This is a genomic window from Alteromonas sp. ABE4_545, assembly GCF_056161325.1.
This window is the reverse complement of sequence record NZ_JBSWYY010000030.1, coordinates 14,413-36,832: the sequence shown is the minus strand read 5'-3', so window position 1 is coordinate 36,832 and position 22,420 is coordinate 14,413. Positions and strand designations below refer to the sequence as shown.

The window sequence follows — 22,420 nt, the reverse complement described above, 5'->3', positions numbered from 1 at the left end:
AACCCAACACTCGAACAATAAAGCTGCTATAAAAAATATCGCGATCGCAGCCTTCGGCTGCTAGAAAAAATAAACCCCTCTGAAAAAAGAGGGGTTTATCATCAATCTGAGCCCGGTTTACCGGGCTTTTTCAGTTTTAGGCGAAATAACGCATTAGAAGTTGTATCGAATACCTAAACGCATTTCCCAAAGTGATGCATCACCTTGGCGGCTTTCAGGCGATGTGTCACCAATACGCGCCGTGTTGTAGTTCACTTGTTCCAAAATACCCCAATCATCATTGAGCATATTGGTAAAGTTATTAATCACCAAGCTTACAGACGCTGAATGACCTTCTGCAAATGCAGGAATTTCTTGTCGAACTGCAATATCAACTTTTGTCCACCAACCACTTTCTTCACTGTTACGGTCAACGCCAATAGGTAACACGCTGTCGCTGTCTAGGTATGGTGTATAACCGAATACACTATTACCATCGGTACGTACAAAGCTATAAGGGCGACCAGACTGTGCTACCGCATACATGTTAAAACGCGTTTCTAAGCCAGAAATCAACTCTACTACGTAACTAAAATCAGCGGTAAAGCGGTGCTCAATGTTCCAATCAGACAATGAAGACACGTCTTCATTAGGATTAGTAAAAGCTCGATATTGGTAGTTAGAGAAGGCTACAGAACTGGTCATCGGCTGCACGTCTTCCGCGTGGTTATATGAATAACCCGCAACTAAACGCAAACCATTCTCCCAAGACTTCTGCATAGTAGTGGTCAATGAGTAAGACGTTGATGTTTCATTCGAGTTTGTTAACTCTAAAGAACCATAACCGACACTCTCGTAACTAACATATCCCTCATCATTAAAGCCCACTTCCTCAATACCGACATACTTTATCATCGCTTGGTCTTGAGTGAAGGTAACTAGCAAATCAGCGTTCAAAATATAGTCACTGTCTGTTACATGCGTCACACCGGCAGAAAGCTTCCATTCGCTCGGCATTTTAAAATCAGGATCAAGGTTATTCGACTCAAAGTTGCTTGCTGCGCCACTGTCCATTAGGGCGTCAAGCTCTTCTGGTACACCGTAACCGGGGCCTACTGGCGCACCGTCTTCTACATTCACCCACACTACGTCGTCGTCAAACAAGCTGCGGGTGCCGTCGTCATAACCAAAGTCACCGCCATCAACTTCACCCCCGGATACGTTTGTACCGGAATAGTTGTTCGACATCCAAACGTTGGGGTTACCACCAGAGAACAAGCCGATACCACCGCGAAGTTCCGTGCTGTCATTAAGGGTATAGTTCAAGCCGATACGAGGCTGCAGTAAGTCCACACCATCTAAATTCGCTGAATTACTGTATCCATTTCCGGCTACAAAATCAGCATTTTCTTCTGGGTGGTCAGACGATGTTATCCAGTCGTAACGCAAACCTGCAATCACTTTCAAATCGTCATTGAGATAGAATTCATCCTGAATATAAGTACTGTGTGCTGTGTAGCCCCATTTTGCCGCACGGTCATTTATATCACCTGAATAGGCATAGCCATACTCGATATCACTGGCATAGCCACTTTCAAAGTCAGCGATGCTGCCAAATGACAATGACGTTTCTGCGTGCTGTACGAAAATATTGAACACGTCTAGAGCGTCACTTTCGTAGCCAAATGTCAGCGTGTGGCCATTGTCGAAGTAATAGTTACCTCGGAACATAGTGCTCAGTGCATCCCAGTCCAAATCGTTTGCCTGACGGCTATCATCTGAACCCAGGTAAACAGTAACGTCATCCAAGAATAATTTCACTTCACCGAAATCGTTACCGCCCAACGTACCATCGCCAGTCAGAGAATTTTGGCGGTTATCAACTTCGATATAGGAAAGACGTACTTCTGTCGAGAATTTGTCTGTCCAGTCTGAATACAATACGCCTGAATATGAAGTAAGCTCTGCACCACGCTCATAGATGTGACTAGACAATTCAAATTCGTCTGAATCACCGTCAGACTCTGCGAAGTTATTCCCATCATTGTAGTTGTAGGTAAGCGACGCACGATGTTGCTGATTGATATTCCAATCCAATTTAACCAACAATTTTTCGTCTTCGTTGGCCATACTTGTTGGAACTGTACCTGGGTCGAATTGATAAAGTTCGTTAGAGATACGAATAATTTCGTCTAATTGAGATTGGGTCAAAGCCACTTCATTAATGGCGCCAGAACCAGACACACCACGATCGAAAATATTAGCGCCCTCAAGCTTTTCATAGGCGGCAAAAATAAAGAGTTTGTCTTTAATCAGAGGGGCACCTACAGTGAAGCCGTAACGCTTCTCTGAAAAATTACCAATATCGATATTATCGCCTTCCAGCGAATCACCACGCAGTTCATCACTGCCGTAATCGAAAAACGCAGACCCATGAATTTCATTCGTACCGGTTTTACTTACCGCACTGATGTTACACGCAGAAAAACCGCCATAAATAACATCAAATGGCGCGATTTCAACAGCAACGCCTTCGATGGCGTCATAAGAAAAAGGCATTCTTTCTGTAGGGTAGCCGTTCGAGTTAAGACCGAACAAGTCATTCATTCGCACACCATCAACAGTCAAGCTGTTAAATCGGGGGCTTTTACCCACACACTGGATGCCACCACTACCACCTTCGTCCACATAAACACGAGGGTCGATACGCACGATATCAGTAATATCCCGGTTAATGGCTGGCGCATTTTGCAGCGTAAGTAACCCAAAATCTGCACCAGGGCCAATTTTACCGAATGACAAGCTACTTACTTGTGAAGCCGTAACAGAAATACGCTCTACACTTGATGCGCTTTCCAGTGCTCGATAAATAGAAGCCGTTTCACCTAGGCTCAAATACACATCTTCAATCGTTTGATCAGAGTAAGTATCTGAATCAAGCTCAATCGTGTAAGGGCCCCCCACTCGGAGACCGTCTAAATTAAAAGTACCCGCATCATTCACAGTTGTCGTTTTCACCGCACCTGTCGGTACGTGAGTAACTTTAATCACCGTCCCCGTAGCTGGATTGCCGTTTGGACCAACAATTTGCCCAGACATACCGGATGACGTCACTTGCGCCATTGCTGCCGTTGACATACCGACAGAAAGAGCGACTGCAATCGCAATGCGATTCAGTTTACGTGTATTGATCATTGTGTGTTTCCCTATCGTTTTTAAGTGTGTGCTTTCCCCGTCATGGCAACGGAAAAGACTTTATCTTTTTGAAACGCGACAACTTAACTGCGAATACTTTTGCACCCAAGAATTAGTAGCATAGCTACTGCTTGGTTCAATCAGCCAAATATTTACATAGTAATATGACCTATCAATGACATTTGAAACAGCACATGCCCAGCTGCACACCAGTAATAATGGGTGAACAACAAGGCCGTGAACAAATTTCATACTACTAATTTATACGCTGATCAAACCAGTTTGTAAAGTTTAATCAATATTTCGTAAGCAACTGATTTTAAATACAATTAATTAACAACATGATGATTTATTGAACACGTGGTCAAGAAAACGTACACACGTTTGAGAAGAATTGAGTGAGAGGTAAAAATGGCAAATAAAAAAGCCCCTAGGTTTCCCAAGGGGCTTTTACGTCGTTAGGTTCTTATTATTTTTATTTAAGTAGTGTGTTTACACTTAGAAAGTGTAACGAACACCTACTTTAATACGCCATGTAGACTCTTCAGTTACGAACGTATCCCAGTTCTGGCCCGAATCACCGTCGTAAGCCGCTGCATAAACATACTGGTTATCATCATTGATTCGACGTAAGTCGAACAAATCAATGCTTTGATAGTTCACGCGATACACTTTACCCCAATCGCTGTTTAGCAAGTTCGCTAGGTTGTCGATATTGAGGTAAATTCTACCTTTGTGGCCCTCAACAAAACCAGGAATCTCTTGAGAGATAGCTAGGTCGATGTTAGTTACCCAAGGCTGGCTTCCAGCGTTCTTGGGTACAAAACCACCCGCGTATTGTGCAACACCTGCTTCTTCAGCAATCGCCATGATTTCTGAGTAGCTCAAACCATTTTCGAAATCGAATAACGGATCGTCTTCACCAGAAGGCAAGTACACCATGTAATCACCAGAATCTAGTGCAGATTGGTCACCCAAGTAGCTGTCGTTGTAGAAACCAAGTGTATGGCTGAAGCGACGACCTGAACGACGTTCCCAGAATAGATTGAAGCTAGTCTTGTAACCTTCCAAGAATTCAGTTGAGTAACCAAGGTTTAGTACAAAACGGTGCTCAGTTTCGTAGTATGCAGTGTCTACAATAGGCTCGTTACGGTTAACAGCGATTGTATAGATGTAGTTAGACTCAGCAGTTGAGCTAGTACCTTTGTTCGCTTCTGTAATATCTTGGTTAGTGTAAGCAGCATTCATTGAAATGCCATTGTCCCACTGTTTAGACAATGCAGTTGTGAAGATAATGCTACGGCCACCATCATCAGCGTTTGCTAACTGGATGTCGTAGTTATCTTGCAAGCTTTCATCTTCATAAACGCTTGTATAGATGATTTGACCATTGGCCAACGTTGTTTCAGGTGTACGAGCCAAATCTTTCCAATAAACCGCGTTTTCACGATCAACGTAAGTTAACTCAGTTGTCCATGAGAATGAATCGCCCAAACCTGGCACGTCAAATACATAGTCTGCAGCCAACTGATAACGCCAGTCTGAAGGCAATTCAAAACCTGGTTCGATTGAGTTAGTCGAACCAGTACCAGCAGCTAGGTCGTCTTGTAATGACTGAGGCACTGAAGTGAAGTCCACTTCGCTCGGATCAATTGATTCTGTAGAAGTGTCGTCTTTTGTTACACCGTCGTTTGTATAAGCATTCGAGATCCAAACCAACGGAGAACCACCAGAATAACGACCAACCCCCCCGCGAATAGTTAAGTCGTCAGACACGTTGTACTTAAAGCCGATACGAGGCAAAAAGATGTCGAAACCATCTAGGTTCTCAGTGTTATCAAAACCATAGGTGTCTACAAAGTTTTGATTCAACGTTGGCTTGCTACCTACGCTTAGGTATTCATAACGAAGACCTGCTGTCACCATGAAGTCGTCGAAAAGCTCGAAGTTTGCTTCACCGTACAAAGAGTACAATGTGCTATCTACATCGTAAGCGATATCATTGATTTCGTTAGTATATGCGTTTGCATACTCAACTAGACTAGGCGCTTTATTAGCAAAATCTTCAATACTATCAAATGCCCAAGTACCTGCTGAATCACGACCGTACAAGTTGAAGTTCCAAGTATCTTCTACTTCAACACCGAACTTGTATTCTACGTCGTCAGCAAGATAGATACCGTGGAAAGCATAGGTCCATACTTCGTTGGCTAGTTCGTTCGCCTGACGGCTTTCGTCCTGACCCGCAACAATCGTACCACGCACTTCACTAGTAGTACCGTCAGGGTTGGTCACTTCACGAGACGTACGTACGTTAATTTCGCCCCAAGGAGAGTTAGTGTTAGACGCTTGCTCGTAATCTTTGTACGACACACTAATTTCAGACGAGAAGTTATCTGTCCAATCAGAGTAAAGGTGCGCTGTATAGAGCTTAGTATCTGAATCCATTGACCAACCATTGGACTTAAGATTCAAAACAGAGCTGCTATTGGTGTAGTTACGCGCACTGCTATTTTTTTGATAGTTGTAAGTAAAATCAGCACGGTGGTCGTTATTAATGTTCCAGTCTAACTTAATAAGAGTTTTCTTATCGCTGTCTGGAGAAGGTGCACTACCGATTTCGTCAGTTAGACCATAAACACTAGACATGACGTCAAGTACTTCATTTAGCTGGCCAGTTGTAACATTGTGACCAGCAAGGGTATCTAGATCGTAATCAAATTGTACGTCTTCTTCCCACTCTTCATAGTTTGCATAGAAGAACAACTTATCTTTGATGATAGCACCGCCAGCAGAAATGCCGAACGTGGTCTCTTCGTTGTCTACGTCAACTTCGTAGCCTTCACGGTCATTTTTCGCTGTACCAGCCATTGGTACGTATTCATAAAATACAGAACCGTGGAAGTCGTTTGTACCTGACTTAGTAACAACGTTGATGTTACCACCAGTAAATTTACCTGCACGAGCAGTAAATGGTGCAACGTCGATAGAAATCTGACCTACTGCGTCTAGTGAAATAGGTGGACGTTGTGCAGGATAGCCGTTTGAGTTTAGGCCGAATGTATCGTTTACACCCACACCGTCAACGGTTAGAGAATTATATTTAGGGTTAGCACCTGCAACGCTAAGTTCAGTACCGTCTGCGCTCACAACCGCTAGAGGGTTCATACGCACGATGTCTTTAAGATCACGGTTAAACGTAGCTGAGTTAGCAATAGTTTCTTCGCCAAACACTGAACTAGAACCATTGTTCGCGAAGAAATCACGAGAACCAGTTACAGTGATTTTCTCAACGTCAGAAAGAGACTTCAATTTAGCGTCTAGTTCTAATGTGTCGTTAAGCTCTAGGTATACGTTTTCGAAAACCTGACCTTGAAACTTGTCAGACTCAACGATAATGGTGTAAGGACCGCCAACACGCAAACCAGTAGCGTTAAAAGAACCTGAGCTATTTACAGAAATTTCTTTAACAGTACCTGAAGGTTGGTGAAGGATAGTGATTGTACTACCAGCGGCAGGGTTGCCTTGAGGACCAACGATGGTGCCTCGCATCGCTGATGATTGACCAGTTGCTGCCATTGCTGATGTTGCTACACCAACCGAAAGCGCAACCGCAATCGCTACGCGACTGAAGTTCGATTTACTAATCATTGTGTTTCCCTTATATGCTTTAAAGCCGTTTTATTAATGTACCGTTAGCGGCACTGGACCTATCTTTATTTCGCGGCAATTGTTCAGCAGATTTGTTTCAACTTTATGACACTTTTTGTCTATTTTCACAGCACTCAATCACCTGAAAATATTCGTGAAAGCGCATTTTAGTTGAACATTTGGTCAGTTTTTTTATTTATTCGCTGAACATCTCGGTCTGACCTTTCACCGTGCACTATTGATTACATTTACCAGCTTGAGTAAACACCGCTTAACGGAATTCAGGTTTACCCATCAAATTCCTATAATTTACAACAATTTACTTGTTTAAAGTAAACTTACTTATTGCAATAAATAAGTATAACTGGTGAAATTAACACATTGGATAAAACTAAAAAGATGTTTTGTTGTCTCTGTTAAGTTACGTAAAGACATATCGCCTTGCTTTCATCGCTCTCGCATTTCTCATGAGTGGCGTGGTTGGCTACGTGCAAAATTTACATAAATTTTCTGACATTCCGCCCCAAATTGGTGAAATTTACACCTGCGACACGCCATTCTCTGACAATAACGACATTTTCGACGTTTATTTAACAGAATCGGCGATGGCTCAGGTTGCCATTGAATATTTGTGCAAAGACACTGTGATTAAACGTCAGTTTGGCAATGTGCGTATTACTGTGGGTCAGAACGACTACGACACATTTCGCTATATCAACCATGGCGTAGCAGAGTTAGCCTTAGTAAAGAGCAATGTCGTTGAAGCTTTTAGTGCTGACCGCATATACGGATATGACGCGTTCGCCGCTCACCCGGATTACAGTGCTTATTTTATTGCACTAAAAGAAAAGCCCATATTATCGAAGGAATACCTACTTGGTAAGCGTATCGGTATATTGGATTACCCCAGTTCACGGTCAGGCCACATAGTACCAAAGTACATTTTAAAAAGCCTTGATCTCAGTGAGACAACGGTGAGTATTCGTTATTACAACTCACACAAAGAACTCCGCCGTGCTTTACTGGCTGGCGAAGTCGACATCATCTCGTCGTATTGGAGTATCGGTGATGACGAACAATTGTCTCGCAACTACATTACGCCGCTAGAAGAAACGGTAAGTGGCATGCGTTGGTATTTAAAAATGCAAACGCGCAACACTGACCTGAGATGTGCTTTACAACAAGATGTATTAGCCATTGCCGCTAACCACCCTCGTTCTTATTATCGCGACATAGAACTGTTGAATAAATGTGGTGACAATGGATAAACGCATACTATCTCCCTCTCAATTACGCAGTGGTATCACGAGATTCTTGCTGTTACTGGTATTGTTCCAAGTCATAACCAGTATTGGGCAAGTCATGGGGGAGTTCACGAACCGACATGAAATAAAAGACCAAATCGAACGCCGCATTAGTTTAGACATGGCGTATTTGGACGTGGGCAACCAAACACTCAACACCCAAGTGAATGTTAATGCTGTGCGCAGCTACATCGAACGAATTAACACTACATTAGCCAATACAGGGGCTAACGCCAGAGTCTCTGCTATACAACATGTGGGCTTGCTCGATGCCATTGATCACAGCGCGTATTCCACTGAGGTCATTAGTTTAAAAACATCTGAACAAATTGTAGAAGTAGAGCTTGTATTCCCTACATTATGGTCTTCTATTTACATTCACTGGGCACCTTTCCTTTTCGCATTATTACTTGCGCCGATTTCCATTAAGCGCAAAGCGAAACCAACAAAATTGCCGCCTGTTGACTTAGCCCCCATCGAGGTACCTAAGCCTAGATTAATCATTGACCTCAATACCAAAACCCTAAGCAATGGCGTAGATGGCAAACCTGTTATATTGCAAAACAAACCACTGTGCTTTTACACCGCTCTTGTGCGCTATTGTATTGCGAACCCAGATAAAGCACTGATGCATCATCAGGACATTCCTGCCGACCTTACAATGATGGCAAATAAGGTGTTTTCTCGCCTAATTGAGTTAGGTCACACCAAACGCAAGCGTCCCGATTTCAATGCCAATTTAGATAAAACCTTGAGTGAAGTACGCGCCGCGCTCGATGAGATTTTTGAGCACCATACGCTAGAAAAAGAACGTTACTACCCGCCACGAGCACAAGGGGAAGGTTCACGCTCTAAACAGCACTCATTTGCAATTGCAAACTTAAAAGAAGAGGACGTAGAAATCATCGGCAAGTAAATTTCACGCAATTTAGCACAATTACTGCACAATATGACGACTTTCAGCTGTGATGATGTTGATTCATGGACGGCAAATGCGTATCTTTGCATCAGGAAAGTTAGCCTTCAAGTATTATGCAATCGCCACTTATTATCGCAATATCCGGAGCTTCGGGCTCTGGCAAGTCATTATTTACAGAAAATCTGCTTAATGCGTTCTCAGAACAAGGACGCCCTGTTCAGATTTTACGAGAAGATCATTACTACCGTGCTCAGGACCATCTGCCGATGGAAGCGCGCGAAAAGAATAACTATGATCATCCCAACGCTTTCGAGCATGAGTTATTAAAAGCGCATTTAAAAGCATTGCGCAAAGGTGAGCCGGTTGACTACCCTCACTATTGTTTTAAAAACCATACTCGTCTCCCCGATACCGAGCGTCTTCAACCTGCGCCCGTGATCATTCTCGAAGGTATTATGTTATTGGCTCGTCCAGAACTTTTACCTTTGTACGACGTCAAAATTTTCATTGATACCCCTCTCGACATCTGCCTCATGCGCCGCATGATGCGCGATATTAAAGAGCGTGGCAGAACCATCGAATCGGTTGCACAGCAATACGAAATGACGGTTAAGCCTATGTATCACCAATTTATCGAACCAAGCCGATTTACGGCGGATGTAGTTGTGACACAAGGTGGTGAAAACCAAATCGCATTGGATGTGATCAAGTCACATATTCAACAAGCCTTAATGTAAAGGATTAATAATAATGACAAGTTTACTGGGCATAGCTCTGCTGTTGCTTATTGCATATGCGGTATCAAAAAATAAAAAAAATATCAGTTGGCGTACCGTAGGCGGAGCGTTCGCAATACAAGCCTTTATTGGCGCTTTTATCTTGTATTTCGAACCCGGTATTCAGCTTTTACACAAGCTGACTGTTTTCGTACAGAACGTCATTAACTACAGCCAAGATGGGATCAATTTCATCTTTGGTCCAGTTGGCGATAAATCTCTCGGATTTATCTTTGCGTTTAACGTACTGCCTGTCATCGTGTTTTTCTCGTCTTTAATTGCTGTGCTCTACCACTTGCGCGTTATGGACATCGTAATCCGCCTCATTGGTGGCTTTTTACAAAAAGTACTGAAAACCAGTCGTCCGGAATCCATGTCTGCGGCAGCCAATATCTTTGTGGGTCAAACGGAAGCGCCATTAGTGGTACGTCCGTTTATTCCCAAAATGACCCAATCAGAGTTATTTGCTGTGATGGTAGGGGGTTTGGCTTCTATTGCTGGCTCGGTAATGGCAGGCTACGCCGGTATGGGTGTCGAGCTGAAATACCTATTGGCAGCCAGCTTTATGGCGGCGCCAGGTGGCTTGCTGATGGCTAAAATCATGATCCCAGAAACCCAAGCACCGAATAATGGTCTTAACGATGCAGGGGTTGAAGATACCGCTTACGCGAACGTATTCGATGCAGCGGCCAGCGGCGCAGCGTCAGGCCTACAACTGGCATTAAACGTGGGCGCGATGCTATTGGCATTTATTGCGTTAATCGCCATGCTTAACGGCATTGTGGGTTGGACTGGCGGTTTACTGGGTTATGAGAACCTCACTATCCAATCTATTTTAGGTTTTGTGCTACAACCTGTTGCATGGGCCATTGGTGTACCTTGGGAAGAAGCACAATTAGCGGGTAGCTTTATTGGCCAGAAAGTCGTGGTTAACGAATTTGTGGCTTACCTAGATTTCCTCAAATACCAAGCAGAACTATCACCTGGTACACAGGCCATTATGACCTTTGCACTGTGTGGTTTTGCTAACTTGTCATCCATTGCAATCTTAATGGGTGGTATTGGTGCCATGGCACCAACGAGACGTCAAGAAATTGCGTCTTTGGGTCTTAAGGCAGTGTTCGCAGCAACATTGTCTAATTTAATGAGTGCGGCCCTGGCTGGTTTCTATTTATCACTGGCATAAGTGAAAATAGAGCCGGCTGGCTCATGTTAAATGCCGTAGTTAACATTAAAAGGTCCTCTAATGAAACTAGAAGCTGTTGACTATAACGCAGAAAACGCCAAAGAATTATTCACAAAATCACTTCGTGAAACAGGCTTTGGTGTATTGAAAAATCACCCAATCGATCAAAGCATCGTAGAGGGGATTTACGCTGCCTGGCAGACATTTTTTGATAACGAATCAAAGCACGATTTCGCTTACGACAAAGTCAAACAAGATGGTTTTTTCTCTTGTGAAGTGTCGGAAGTGGCAAAAGGCTTTAAAAAGAAAGACATCAAAGAATACTTCCATTATTACCCGTGGGGTCAGTGCCCTGCTGAACTCAAACCGCAACTTGCTGATTACTACGGTCGTGCCAATAGTCTTGCTGAAGAGCTATTGGGTTGGATTGAAGAATGCGCGCCGTCGGAAGTTAGCGACAAGTTTGCACAGCCGTTGTCTTCGATGATCGACGGTAGTGACCAAACCTTATTGCGCGTTTTGCATTACCCGCCACTGAAAGGTGATGAAGAGCCTGATGCCATTCGTGCAGCAGCGCATGAAGATATCAACTTAATCACTATTTTACCTGCAGCCAACGAACCTGGCCTACAAGTAAAAGGCAAAGACGGTAACTGGATTGATGTGCCCTGCGATTTTGGCAACTTGATCGTCAATATTGGCGATATGTTGCAAGAAGCATCAGGCCATTATTATCCATCGACCACACACCGCGTGGTAAACCCTGAAGGCGTCGACACCACTAAGTCGCGTATTTCGTTGCCTCTGTTCTTGCACCCACGCCCAGACGTAGTATTGTCTGAACGCTATACTGCAGGCTCCTACCTTCACGAACGTTTAACCGAGCTTGGTGTTATCTAAGTTAACCGTGAAGCGTATGGCGAATCTTAAAAGAGCGGCGTAGGTCGCTCTTTTTATTTCAAAATCAATCGGCGCTTTGCAACACGCTCAGCTTGTTACCATAACGTCGTGCTTCATCTTGATTTGGTGCGTATTTCTCAGCAAGCGACAAATATTCTTCCGCTTTGTCTGCCTCCCCCATTAACCAATATGTTTTACCCATACCGAATAATGCCTCATGACGACGATTATCAAGGCGCAGGGATTGACGAAAGTGAATTAAAGCCTCATCAAACTGAGCCGCGTCAAACGCTTGCTCACCCAATATGTAATGATAAAAAGGATTATTTGCCCGTTTCGCTTTGATCCCTGCTCTTATGGCGGCAGCTTCGTCTTCTTTGCCCATAAACGCATACAAAATTGCTTTGTTTTCTAGCGCAGTCAAATTGTCTGGTTCAATACCCAACACTTGATTGTACGCTTGCTCTGCGTAATCTAAATGCCCAGCCTTGCGATACAGCACCCCGAGGTTTACCCATGCTTGTCCAAAATCGGGAGCCAGCTTAACCGCAGCACGTAAGTATGCATAAGCTTTGGTGTAACTTCCTTGAATCAGCGCATCAGCCCCTTTGTTGGTGTAGAACATTGCTACAACTTTATCGCGGCTAACAGGCACGCGAGGAAATAATTGCCGCATGGCTTGAGGGTCAAAGTCGACATCGACAAAATATCTGTCTGTTGCTACGTTGGGGAGCGCTGGTTCAATCACTCTGAGGTTGATATGCCCGTTCAACAAACTAAAGCCTTGCTGGCGGGTCCAGTATTCTGGAATGTCTACCTGATAAAACTGAGCGTCGTAACCTGCATAGCGCGCCAAAGCAAAAGTCATGATCGACAACGACAAGCAATTTGCTTCTTGATTTTCAAACGCTTGGTTCGCGGTGTAATTAGCTTGGCCGCGATATGCCAGCCCCTCTTCAGATTTGTGAAAGATGTCTGAAACCAAATTTTCTAGAGTGGTTTTGCTAGTGTCAGACTCGTTAAGTATTGCTGTAACGAAGTTTTTAGCGTTGTGATTTAACGCAAAAATTTCCTCTTTGCTTTCAGGTGTAAATAGGCGGTACGAAGGGAATACATTATCGTGAAGTACTGCTCGCCCTCCACTCTGGTCTGCCTCATCGACAGATGAAGCACAGCCCCACAAAAAACACACCCCAAGCAAGCTCAAAGTAAGTCGACCAGCCATCATACTTCTCCGCCGAAACCTATGCGTAAAGTATAGTTTCAACGCCAGATTTAACAATAAATTAACACCAAAGACTTTGACGACTTATCACATGTGACTATTTGCCAATTAGACTATGCAAAGTCACACATCTCCTTTATGCTAAATTTAAGGCGAAGTCGGTTACTGTAGTACGTGCCCATGAGTGTGAATGGTTGAATTACAGTGGATATGACATGAAACGAGTAGTCTTTAATCAGAAAGGCGGAGTGGGAAAGTCGACCATCAGCACAAACCTGGCGGCAGAAAGTGCACGTCGAGGGTACAAAACGCTTTTGGTTGATTTAGATGTGCAGGGCAACAGTACACACTACGCGGGGGTTGATGTAACGGCAGAAACCCAAACCGTTGCCGATATGTTCAAACAAATCGTTGGCTGGTTCAGTAAACCGCAGTCGGCGAACACTTTTATCCAACCCTCTCCCTTTGAAAACCTTTTTGTGTTACCAGCAGATCCAGCATTAGCTGATATTGAGCGGGAACTCGAATCTCGCTATAAAATGTTTAAACTAAAAGAAACATTAAATGCGCTATCTGATGAATTCGAGCACATTTATATTGATACACCACCGAATTTTAATTTTTATTCAAAAGCAGCACTCATTGCCGCAGACGACTTTTTAGTGCCATTCGATTGTGACCATTTTTCAGGTCAAGCCATTGAACGACTGCTGGCAAACGTGATGGAATTAAAAGACGACCACAACCCCGAATTAGCCTTGGCGGGTATTGTGATTAATCAATTCAACGGCCAAGCAAAACTCCCCACTGAACTGGTCAATGCCCTGAAAGAGTCAAACCTGCCAGTACTCAATAGCCATTTGAGTTCTTCGGTGAAAGTGAAAGAGTCTCACTCTAAACGCATGCCATTGTGCTACTTTGCACCGTCTCATAAATTAGCGAAACAGTTTTCAGTGCTTTTCGATGAGCTACAAGGGAACCCATAACATCACATATTGTGAGGTCGCGCTTATTTCACTGTTTCAGCGAGAATAATGCCACCCAGCCCAATTAAAATGCCACCGGCAAACCTTTCTTGCCGAATGGCCCACTTTGGAGACCGTTTCATCCAACGCCCCAATTGGTGAGACAAACTCACCACCAGCAAATCACTGCACAAAGCAATAATGCTGTATAACACGCCCAAGATCACAAGCTGAGTGGCTGGGTTTCCCCAGTCAGGATGAGTAAATTGCGGCAAAAAGGCTATAAAGAACAAGGCTGTTTTGGGATTAGTTAACTCTACGATCACGCTTTGTTTAACGATATCGGAAGGAGATTTTTGCACGGGTTTACGCAAATGAGGAAGCCTTGCCTGACGAATGGCTTGTACACCGAGGTAAAGTAAATACGCAGCCCCACCGACTTTTATTGCCACAAATAACCAAGGAAGATACGCAATGATTGCAGCTAACCCCAAAGCTGTGGCTAGAACATACAACACAGATCCTATCGCCATTCCACCCGCAGCAGCAACGCCTCCTCGTGCTCCAGTGCCCATTGTACATGCCAGAATATATAGATTTGACGGGCCAGGAGACAAACTAAGTAGGAGTGCCGAGGCGGCAAAAGCCCCAATAACTTCGATAGGTATCACAATTTCGACCTTAAAATGTTATACAGTGAACACAATAGTTGTGCGGAACACACCATAAAAGCTTCTGCGCTGTGGCGAGAGCTGTTAACGTAAGACTCCCACAATCAATTGGGATTAGCAAACCTGCACCATCCAAGGGTGATCGTTCTGCCGTTAACGGCGGTATCAACCCTATTATTTTGCCCACAAGGAGTTACCACGATGGTTACACTCTATCAATATCTTCACTGCCCATATTGCGTTCGTGCAAACATGATGGCTAATTACAAAGAAGTGCAATTTAACAACGTATACTTACTCAATGATGATGAAGATACTTGTTACAGACTTATCGACGCTAAGATGGTGCCTATTCTTGCGTTTGAAGATGGCTCAGCGATGGGAGAAAGCCTGGATATAGCAACAAAGTTTGATGAAATTGGCAACCCAGACAAAGTCGTACTTGCGCCTTCCGACTATGAATCCTACACCTCAGTATTGAGTGACGTAAGTGCCGCTATTAATGGTTTATTATTTCCTCGCAATCTATTGATAGAACAGCCCGAGTTTGCCACAGAATCTGCCAAAGCGTACTTTAAACAGAAAAAGCAAAAAGCCATTGGTATGACGTTTGACGAAGCCTTGGATCTCAGCGAACAATACATTGCGACCGTTGAACAGGCATTGGCCCAACTGCCTCCACTAACACCGCCTTCGCTGCGGGATAACCGCCTAAGCTGGGATGATATTTATGTTTTTCCAACCTTGAGAAATCTCACTATGGTTAAACATTTAACATTTCCTGCGCAAGTGACCCAGTACATTAATGATGTGGCAGCATTAACCGGCATTCATCTTTATTACAAGCAAGCGGTGTAAATCACCGCTTTGCCGTCAGTAAAAACTACCTTATTTGTGACTCTTCTCATTCCCGCATACCTTGTGGGTTGATCCCGTTAGCCAATTTTCAAACACCCACTATACTTTACATGCGAGTGGTTGCAGTCCCTTAAAAACCGAGTTGTTCGCAAAATCGTGTACACCTGCGTTTAAACAAGGAGACGGCATTGAATTGGCTCAATCGTTTTTCAATTATACAACTCACCTTAATCGGAGCGAGTATCATCCTGTTGTTCTTGCTCGTCGTCGTTGGGAAAGACGTATCACGGTCGGTCAAACAATCGTCCCTTGCCAATGAAGATAAACACTTAATAGAAATGCTAACTGCACTAGAGCAGGTTGCGCATCACCACGCCGTAGAACGAGGCTTAACCGCTGGTTTTCTCGGTGCTAAGTCGCAACAGGCCCGTGATAAGGTACTCGCTCAACGTGAAAAGGCCGATGCTGCCGAAGCAAAACTCACGCAAATGCTGCAAACAAAATGGCCCAGCGAGTATAACTTGGCCAATAAGGTGGCTGTGGTAAAAAGCCTACTTGCTCAGAAAAGCAAAATTCGCGACCAAGTAGACAAACTTGATGGCAGCAATGCATTCGCCTTTTACAGTCAACTAAATAAGGCAGCACTCGATGCAGCGTCGAGCTTAACCCTGAACATATACAGCGCCGAAGCAACCAGTGACTTAACCCATGCATTACAGCTGGCGTGGCTCAAAGAGCGCTTAGGCCAAGTAAGAGGCAAAGTTAACGGCACACTTGCGCAAAAAGCCGTTGCCCCTGCTGCATTATCAGAAATTCAAAGCTACCAACGCGACATTAATTACATCGCCGATGTCCTGAATAATGTGCTGCCCAACGATAAACGCAAGCAGTTTCAGCAAGCCGCCAACTCAGCTAACGCCCAGTTAATGGCCGATGTCGTCAACCGTTTAAAACAACCAACAATAAACTTCAGCGCGCTCCCTTCATCGACAGAATGGTTTACGGCTGCTACTGCACAAATTGGCGAGATAAAACAACTACTGGACCAACAATGGGGGTTAATCAACCGCCTAGCAGACCACAATGTCACCGAAGCCACTACAGCACTAGCCTATTTAATCGGTGGCACTGTCGCGGTACTGTTACTCATTGCGGTTATCTATATCGCCATGGCTAAAACACTGAAGATGCAGTTAAGAGAACTGGTGGTCAATTTAGACCGTGTAGCCCAACACGGTGATTTAACAGTGAAGATCACCATGGAGACTAAAAACGAATTGGGTGAAATTTCACGTCATGTGAACAAAACAATTTGGGCCCTAAAAGATCTGGTGTTGGGGTTAGATAAGTCGTTGAAAGTGGCCAATAGAATTAGTGACGATTTGTACAATTCCACATCTGTAGTGCTTGATGACGCAAATGCCACGCAACAAAAAGCCATTGATATTTCCTCGGCTATTGAGGAAATGGCCACCACTAGCGAAGAAATTGCCCGTTCTGCTGTGGATACTTTGGAAGCCAGCCAACAACTTGACCGCGTTGCCAACAACTCAATTGCCGCAAACGAAGCCATTAAATCTGCCATGAAAGGCCTGACGGAAGAAATGGGCTCAGTAGCTCTACTTGCTAAGGATATGGGCCGGCAAATGTCTGAGATAAGCAGTATTCTCGACACCATTAATACCTTGTCCGAACAAACTAATTTATTGGCATTAAATGCCGCTATCGAGGCCGCGCGAGCTGGCGAACACGGTAGAGGGTTTGCGGTTGTAGCTGACGAAGTAAGGCAACTCGCAATGGCAAGCAGAGAGTCAACAGACAAAATTTCAAAATTGCTTGATAGTTTGAACCAAGCTAGCGATGGCGTTATCAACGGCATAAACCAGAATGCAGACAAAGCATCACAGTCGCTAGATATTACCGAAGAAGGCGAGAAAACGGCCCATGATGTCAAAGACAGCGCGGCCAATGTTGAGCAACTCGCGAATTCGATGTCGACGGCAGCAGAACAGCAATCTGTCACAGCGGGTCAAATTGCCAAAGACATTGTGGCGGTGCAGGAAGCCGCCACGAAAGAATACAATTTAGCAAAAGAACTCAATTTACTCGCTTCTGATCTGCAAAAAAACAATCAGGTACTGCAACGCACAATGGATTACTTTACTGTTAACTAACCTAAAGCGCTATTCTTCCACGCCAAGTGAGTGAACACCTACACACTTGGTGTGTGCTATGTCACAAAGACTAGACTCTCCCACCTTGTCCAACATATATTGCTGTGCAAACCATAGCTGCAAGGTGGAAAATGCATCATCTAACGCATTATGCGTAGGGCTGCGAGGTAAACCATGCCATAACCTTGCATTAGATAGAGTGACGCTGTCAGCCTTCAGTACTGCTTGGTGTTTACCCAACTCGTACATAGCCAGTTTCATTGTATCTATGGTTACTACCTGCTCAATGTGAATATGATTGAGCGTCATGACACGGTGTAAAACTTTGATGTCTAGTTGCGTATTGTGAAATACCCATACATGTGAAGAGGCAAAACTAGCAAGCCTAGTCAGTACGTCTTTTACATGGCAACCTTTTGCCAAGTCTTCGGCAGTGATCCCATGTATGGTAGGACTTTGAGCTAAATCTCCCGCCACTCGAACCACCTGATGAAAGGAAGAAGCAAGCTTAGTAGATTGCGCGATGCCCTCGACCCACCCTACTGAGGCAATTTTAGCCGTTTTGCAATCTAACGAGGTAAGTTCTAGGTCGATGGCAAGCAGTGGCATTGTACTGAGTTTTTGATGTCGCCATTGCATGGGTAACTGGCTACTAGGCGCTGCTAGCCCTACAACTTTTTGCAATAAACCGGTCAAACTCATGCAATACCACCAGAAAAGTGCATCACGGCAGCCTGTTGTGAACGCCCAATGGCTTTGAACGCGGCTTTAAGCTGATGCTTTTCAATGGAAGATAAATCACTGATCGATACTTTATTATCCGTCACCGAATTCGTGAGTTGATGCCGCCAGCGCAATCGATTTAAAAACAGCCAAATGTCTCTTAAGTTTTCCGCGTCTCGCGAAGACAACCCAGACCCTGCCGGCAAACTGGCAAGCCGCCCAAGGGTCGACGGCATGGTCAAGCCGTTTGCGAGTGCATACAAACGCACCAAGTTATTGATTAAGGCCACAGCCCGTACCTTAATATCAATACAGTCTTTTTTGCTGTGGCCTTTTTCGAATACAAACTTTTGGAACATAGACAATGGCACAGCAACGTCATTTGACTGCCTTGCCAGTGCGGCAAGAAACATCTTCTGTTGAAACAGAGGCGCCCTCGCCTGCTGCATTTTACGAAACAAATCAACATCGCCCGCGGCAACCCGTGTATCTAAATAGATGTTGAAGGCCAGAATTGCTTCGTTGGTGGGTTGCTTTACCCATGCTTTCGCTTCTGTTATCGCCTCATCTAGTGACATTCTCAGTGCTGGGTTAGAGGCCATTATATTGCCGTCGCACAACTTAATGCCGCACTTATTCAATCCATCGCAGACGTATTCCGACATGGCTTTGAAATACTCAGCTTCGCTCTCGTTAGGCTGGCGAGCAAGTAATAGTCCATTGTCTTGATCTGAACCCATAGTTTGATCTTCTCTTGCCTGTGAGCCATAAACCAACCAACTGAAAGCCATGGGCGCTTTGCCATGCTGCTGTTGATAAAACCCAATTAACTTGCGGGTCATGATATCTGTTGCTTGAGAAAGCACTTTACCGGCAATGTCAAAATCTCCTAATCGCTTAGCATGTGATGCGAGATAATGAGGAAGTTGCCACGACAGGTTAGTTAGTGCATACAAACTCTCAGCCTTGGATAACTCACTAATAATAAATAGCACATTGCTCTTTTGCTGTTTAATAACATCAGTTGCCGTTACGATCCCAACGGGTTCACGGCTGCCTCGGTCGATAATAGGTAAATGATGGATATTGCGTTCACTCATCAAAGACATCGCATCAAACATAGTGCGATTTTGTACAATCATCGCGGGCTTTTCTGTCATCACCGTCGAGATGGGTAGCGATAAATTCATTCCTTTCGCCACCACGCGATTACGTAAATCTCTGTCGGTTACTATTCCCACCAACTTATCGTCACGGGTAATGAGGAGTGACGACACTTTGTTTTCTGACATGATCATAGCAGCGTCTTGAATGCTGATGGTTTCGCCTGCCATGATCGGGTGGCCGCTGGCTAGTTCGCTCAACGGCTTGTATAGCCACATGGAGTTGGAGTCGATAACCGCTTGGTTTTGCAATACCTCTTCTTTCACACCAGTGAAAAAACCTTTCACTACCGGAATTTCGAGAATTTTTTTGAGCACCACCTGAGGAATACAATACACTAATCCCGGCGTATCTACGGTTAATGACAGAGCATAGTCTACGTCGTCGAGTACACTGTGATATCCAAAAAAATCACCTTCACTCACGTGTCGCTGTGGGCGCTCGCTGTCTTGAACTGTGTATTCTCCCGTTTGTATCAAGAACAGCCAACCGTGATGCGCCTGTAATAACGCCTGACTATTTTCTTGCGTCAAATACAACACTTCAGCCGAATTCAGAACAGGAGCAATATCATGCTCAGATAAAGCGTCAAACGGTGCTGAAGCACAAATAAAGGTACTGACTTGTTGCGGCGATCCAGTCATGCTATTCACTCCAAGGTTACTGGGTGGAAAGCAAAAAAGGCCCACATAAAGTGAGCCTTTCTCATTAACTTAGTGATTAGTGAGCAGAAGCTTCACCCGCCCCTTTAGGGTAGCGAATACTTTCCACCAACTCCTGAATCTCTTCTGGAGAATCACCGGTAGTCTTGTGAACAATATACGCAACAGCGAAGTTCACTATCATACCCAATGTACCAATCCCCTCTGGAGAAATACCGAACCACCAGTTATCAGGTGTGTTCGCTGCTGGGTTGATAAACTTAAAGTAAATAATATACGCCGCAGTGAAAGCGATACCCGAAACCATACCTGCAATAGCACCTTTATCATTCATACGTTTGCTAAAGATACCCATGATAATTGCAGGGAAGAAACTGGATGCCGCGAGACCGAACGCGAAGGCGACCACCTGTGCTACAAAGCCCGGTGGATTAATACCAAAGTAACCAGCTATCACAATTGCCACACCCGCCGCTAAGCGCGCATAGAACAGCTCTGCCTTATCAGTAATGTTCGGGGCAAAGTTTCGCTTCAGCAAATCGTGGGATACGGATGTTGAAATAACCAGTAATAGCCCCGCTGATGTCGACAAGGCCGCCGCAACACCACCAGCGGCAACAAGAGCAATAACCCACGCAGGCAAGTTCGCGATTTCAGGGTTAGCCAATACCATGATATCACGGTCGACTTTCACTTCGTTCTTGCTTGCTTCGTCATTAATGTCACCCGCTGCATAGAACATTTTGCCATCGCCATTCTTGTCTTTGAACGTGATGAGACCAGTTTTCTCCCAGTTTTTAATCCACGATGGAGCTTCAGCATAAGAAGTACCCGCCATGTCTGGGCCGTTAATGGTTTCAATCATGTTCACACGACCAAAGGCTGCCAACGCAGGCGCAGTGGTGTATAAGATAGCGATAAACACCAGTGCCCAGCCCGCACTCTTACGCGCATCACGTACTTTAGGTACCGTGAAGAAGCGAACAATAACGTGTGGCAAACCCGCTGTACCTACCATTAGAGCGAAGGTAATAAAGAACACATCGATAGTACTCTTGGTGCCGGAGGTGTATTCGTTGAACCCGAGTTCGACCGACAGGTTGTCGAGCTTTTGCAGCATATACATACCGGACCCATCGGCGAGCGTCGCACCGAAAGCCGTTTGCGGAAGAATATGGCCAGTTACCATCATTGAGATGAACACAACGGGCACGATATAAGCGAAAATTAATACGCAGTACTGAGCCACCTGAGTGTAGGTAATACCTTTCATACCGCCAAGAACAGTGTAGAAGAATACAATTGCCATACCGATAACCACACCGGTTACGATGTCGACTTCAAGGAAACGGCTGAATACCACACCCACACCACGCATTTGGCCTGCAACGTAAGTAAAGCAAACGAAAATAGCGCAGAATACAGCAACGGTACGCGCCGTTTGCGAGTAGTAGCGATCACCAATAAAATCCGGTACAGTGAATTTACCGAACTTACGCAAGTACGGGGCTAAGCAAAGTGCAAGTAGCACATAACCACCGGTCCACCCCATCAGGTAAACGGCACCGTCGTAACCCATAAATGAAATAAGGCCGGCCATTGAAATAAATGACGCAGCTGACATCCAATCGGCTGCTGTTGCCATGCCGTTCAATACTGGTGGAACACCGCCACCTGCTACGTAAAAGTCGGTGGTTGAGCCCGCGCGAGCCCAAACGGCAATAGCGATATAAAGGGCGAAAGACGCACCAACAATGATAAAGGTCAATAATTGAACATCCATTGTACTACTCCTCGTCTACGCCATATTTTTTGTCCATCGCATTCATTTTTGCCATGTAGACAAAAATGAGAGCAACAAACACATATATTGCGCCTTGCTGGGCGAACCAGAAGCCCAATTTAAAGCCAAAAACTTGGAATTGGTTAAGTACGTCTACTAACAGGATTCCTGCGCCAAAAGACACTACAAACCAAACGACCAAGAGCTTGAGAAGAAGAGATAAATTCTCCTTCCAGTACGCTTGTTTGTCGTCATCACTCTTAAATGCCATCTTTCCTTCCTCAT

At 44.6% G+C, this 22,420-nt stretch carries 16 protein-coding genes; 8 read left to right on the top strand and 8 right to left on the bottom strand.

From position 1 onward, the window contains the following. Window positions 1–153 precede the first annotated feature (153 nt). Together ACXAH6_RS17880 and ACXAH6_RS17875 are read right to left on the bottom strand one after the other, a co-directional pair. The gene (locus ACXAH6_RS17880) at window positions 154–3,174 is read right to left on the bottom strand and encodes a TonB-dependent receptor (protein WP_474879050.1); all 3,021 of its coding nucleotides are present in this window, start codon (window positions 3,172–3,174) and stop codon (window positions 154–156) included. A gap of 498 nt (window positions 3,175–3,672) precedes the next feature. After that, window positions 3,673–6,825 (bottom strand): TonB-dependent receptor, encoded by a 3,153-nt coding sequence (locus ACXAH6_RS17875; RefSeq protein ID WP_474879049.1) that lies wholly within the window; start codon window positions 6,823–6,825, stop codon window positions 3,673–3,675. 467 nt (window positions 6,826–7,292) lie between these two features. On the opposite strand from ACXAH6_RS17875, the gene ACXAH6_RS17870 reads away from it, so the two are divergent. The 5 genes from ACXAH6_RS17870 (at window position 7,293) to ACXAH6_RS17850 (ending at window position 11,910) form a co-directional block, all read left to right on the top strand. Then, complete coding sequence (locus ACXAH6_RS17870) at window positions 7,293–8,093, top strand: PhnD/SsuA/transferrin family substrate-binding protein (RefSeq protein WP_474879047.1); 801 nt, start codon at window positions 7,293–7,295, stop codon at window positions 8,091–8,093. After that, window positions 8,086–9,045: a hypothetical protein gene (locus ACXAH6_RS17865; RefSeq protein WP_474879045.1), complete on the top strand. Its 960-nt coding sequence runs from the start codon at window positions 8,086–8,088 to the stop codon at window positions 9,043–9,045. The genes ACXAH6_RS17870 and ACXAH6_RS17865 overlap by 8 nt, the downstream gene beginning before the upstream one ends. 116 nt (window positions 9,046–9,161) lie before the next feature. Next, window positions 9,162–9,785: a uridine kinase gene (gene udk, locus ACXAH6_RS17860; protein WP_474879043.1), complete on the top strand. Its 624-nt coding sequence runs from the start codon at window positions 9,162–9,164 to the stop codon at window positions 9,783–9,785. A gap of 13 nt (window positions 9,786–9,798) precedes the next feature. Next, window positions 9,799–11,010 (top strand): NupC/NupG family nucleoside CNT transporter, encoded by a 1,212-nt coding sequence (locus ACXAH6_RS17855; RefSeq protein ID WP_474879041.1) that lies wholly within the window; start codon window positions 9,799–9,801, stop codon window positions 11,008–11,010. A 60-nt stretch (window positions 11,011–11,070) separates the two neighbouring features. Then, complete coding sequence (locus tag ACXAH6_RS17850; protein ID WP_474879039.1) at window positions 11,071–11,910, top strand: isopenicillin N synthase family dioxygenase; 840 nt, start codon at window positions 11,071–11,073, stop codon at window positions 11,908–11,910. Between the two features lie 64 nt (window positions 11,911–11,974). Here ACXAH6_RS17850 and ACXAH6_RS17845 read toward each other — a convergent pair whose 3' ends face one another. Further along, a complete protein-coding gene (locus tag ACXAH6_RS17845; protein ID WP_474879038.1) occupies window positions 11,975–13,138 on the bottom strand; it encodes a tetratricopeptide repeat protein in 1,164 nt (387 codons plus the stop codon). Window positions 13,139–13,350: 212 nt separating this feature from the next. Here ACXAH6_RS17845 and ACXAH6_RS17840 point away from each other — a divergent pair, with 212 nt between their 5' ends. Then, complete coding sequence (locus tag ACXAH6_RS17840; protein ID WP_474879036.1) at window positions 13,351–14,121, top strand: ParA family protein; 771 nt, start codon at window positions 13,351–13,353, stop codon at window positions 14,119–14,121. A gap of 23 nt (window positions 14,122–14,144) precedes the next feature. On the opposite strand, the gene ACXAH6_RS17835 is transcribed toward ACXAH6_RS17840, so the two are convergent. After that, window positions 14,145–14,771 carry a LysE family translocator gene (locus ACXAH6_RS17835; protein WP_474879035.1) on the bottom strand — a complete coding sequence of 209 codons (627 nt, stop codon included), beginning with the start codon at window positions 14,769–14,771 and terminating at the stop codon, window positions 14,145–14,147. Window positions 14,772–14,972: 201 nt separating this feature from the next. On the opposite strand from ACXAH6_RS17835, the gene grxB reads away from it, so the two are divergent. Together grxB and ACXAH6_RS17825 are read left to right on the top strand one after the other, a co-directional pair. Further along, a complete protein-coding gene (gene grxB / locus ACXAH6_RS17830; protein WP_474879033.1) occupies window positions 14,973–15,629 on the top strand; it encodes a glutaredoxin 2 in 657 nt (218 codons plus the stop codon). A gap of 188 nt (window positions 15,630–15,817) precedes the next feature. Further along, window positions 15,818–17,803: a methyl-accepting chemotaxis protein gene (locus ACXAH6_RS17825; RefSeq protein WP_474879031.1), complete on the top strand. Its 1,986-nt coding sequence runs from the start codon at window positions 15,818–15,820 to the stop codon at window positions 17,801–17,803. A 9-nt stretch (window positions 17,804–17,812) separates the two neighbouring features. On the opposite strand, the gene ACXAH6_RS17820 is transcribed toward ACXAH6_RS17825, so the two are convergent. The 4 genes from ACXAH6_RS17820 to ACXAH6_RS17805 all read right to left on the bottom strand — a co-directional run bounded on the left by ACXAH6_RS17820 (window position 17,813) and on the right by ACXAH6_RS17805 (window position 22,406). Beyond that, window positions 17,813–18,505 carry a 3'-5' exonuclease gene (locus ACXAH6_RS17820; RefSeq protein WP_474879029.1) on the bottom strand — a complete coding sequence of 231 codons (693 nt, stop codon included), beginning with the start codon at window positions 18,503–18,505 and terminating at the stop codon, window positions 17,813–17,815. Next, window positions 18,502–20,334, bottom strand: coding sequence for a DUF294 nucleotidyltransferase-like domain-containing protein (locus ACXAH6_RS17815; protein ID WP_474879027.1), 1,833 nt, complete (start codon window positions 20,332–20,334; stop codon window positions 18,502–18,504). The genes ACXAH6_RS17820 and ACXAH6_RS17815 overlap by 4 nt, the downstream gene beginning before the upstream one ends. Window positions 20,335–20,410: 76 nt before the next feature. Further along, on the bottom strand, window positions 20,411–22,135 hold the full coding sequence (locus tag ACXAH6_RS17810; protein ID WP_474879025.1) for a sodium:solute symporter family protein: 1,725 nt from the start codon (window positions 22,133–22,135) through the stop codon (window positions 20,411–20,413). Window positions 22,136–22,139: 4 nt separating this feature from the next. Beyond that, window positions 22,140–22,406 carry a DUF4212 domain-containing protein gene (locus ACXAH6_RS17805; protein WP_474879024.1) on the bottom strand — a complete coding sequence of 89 codons (267 nt, stop codon included), beginning with the start codon at window positions 22,404–22,406 and terminating at the stop codon, window positions 22,140–22,142. Window positions 22,407–22,420 lie beyond the last annotated feature (14 nt).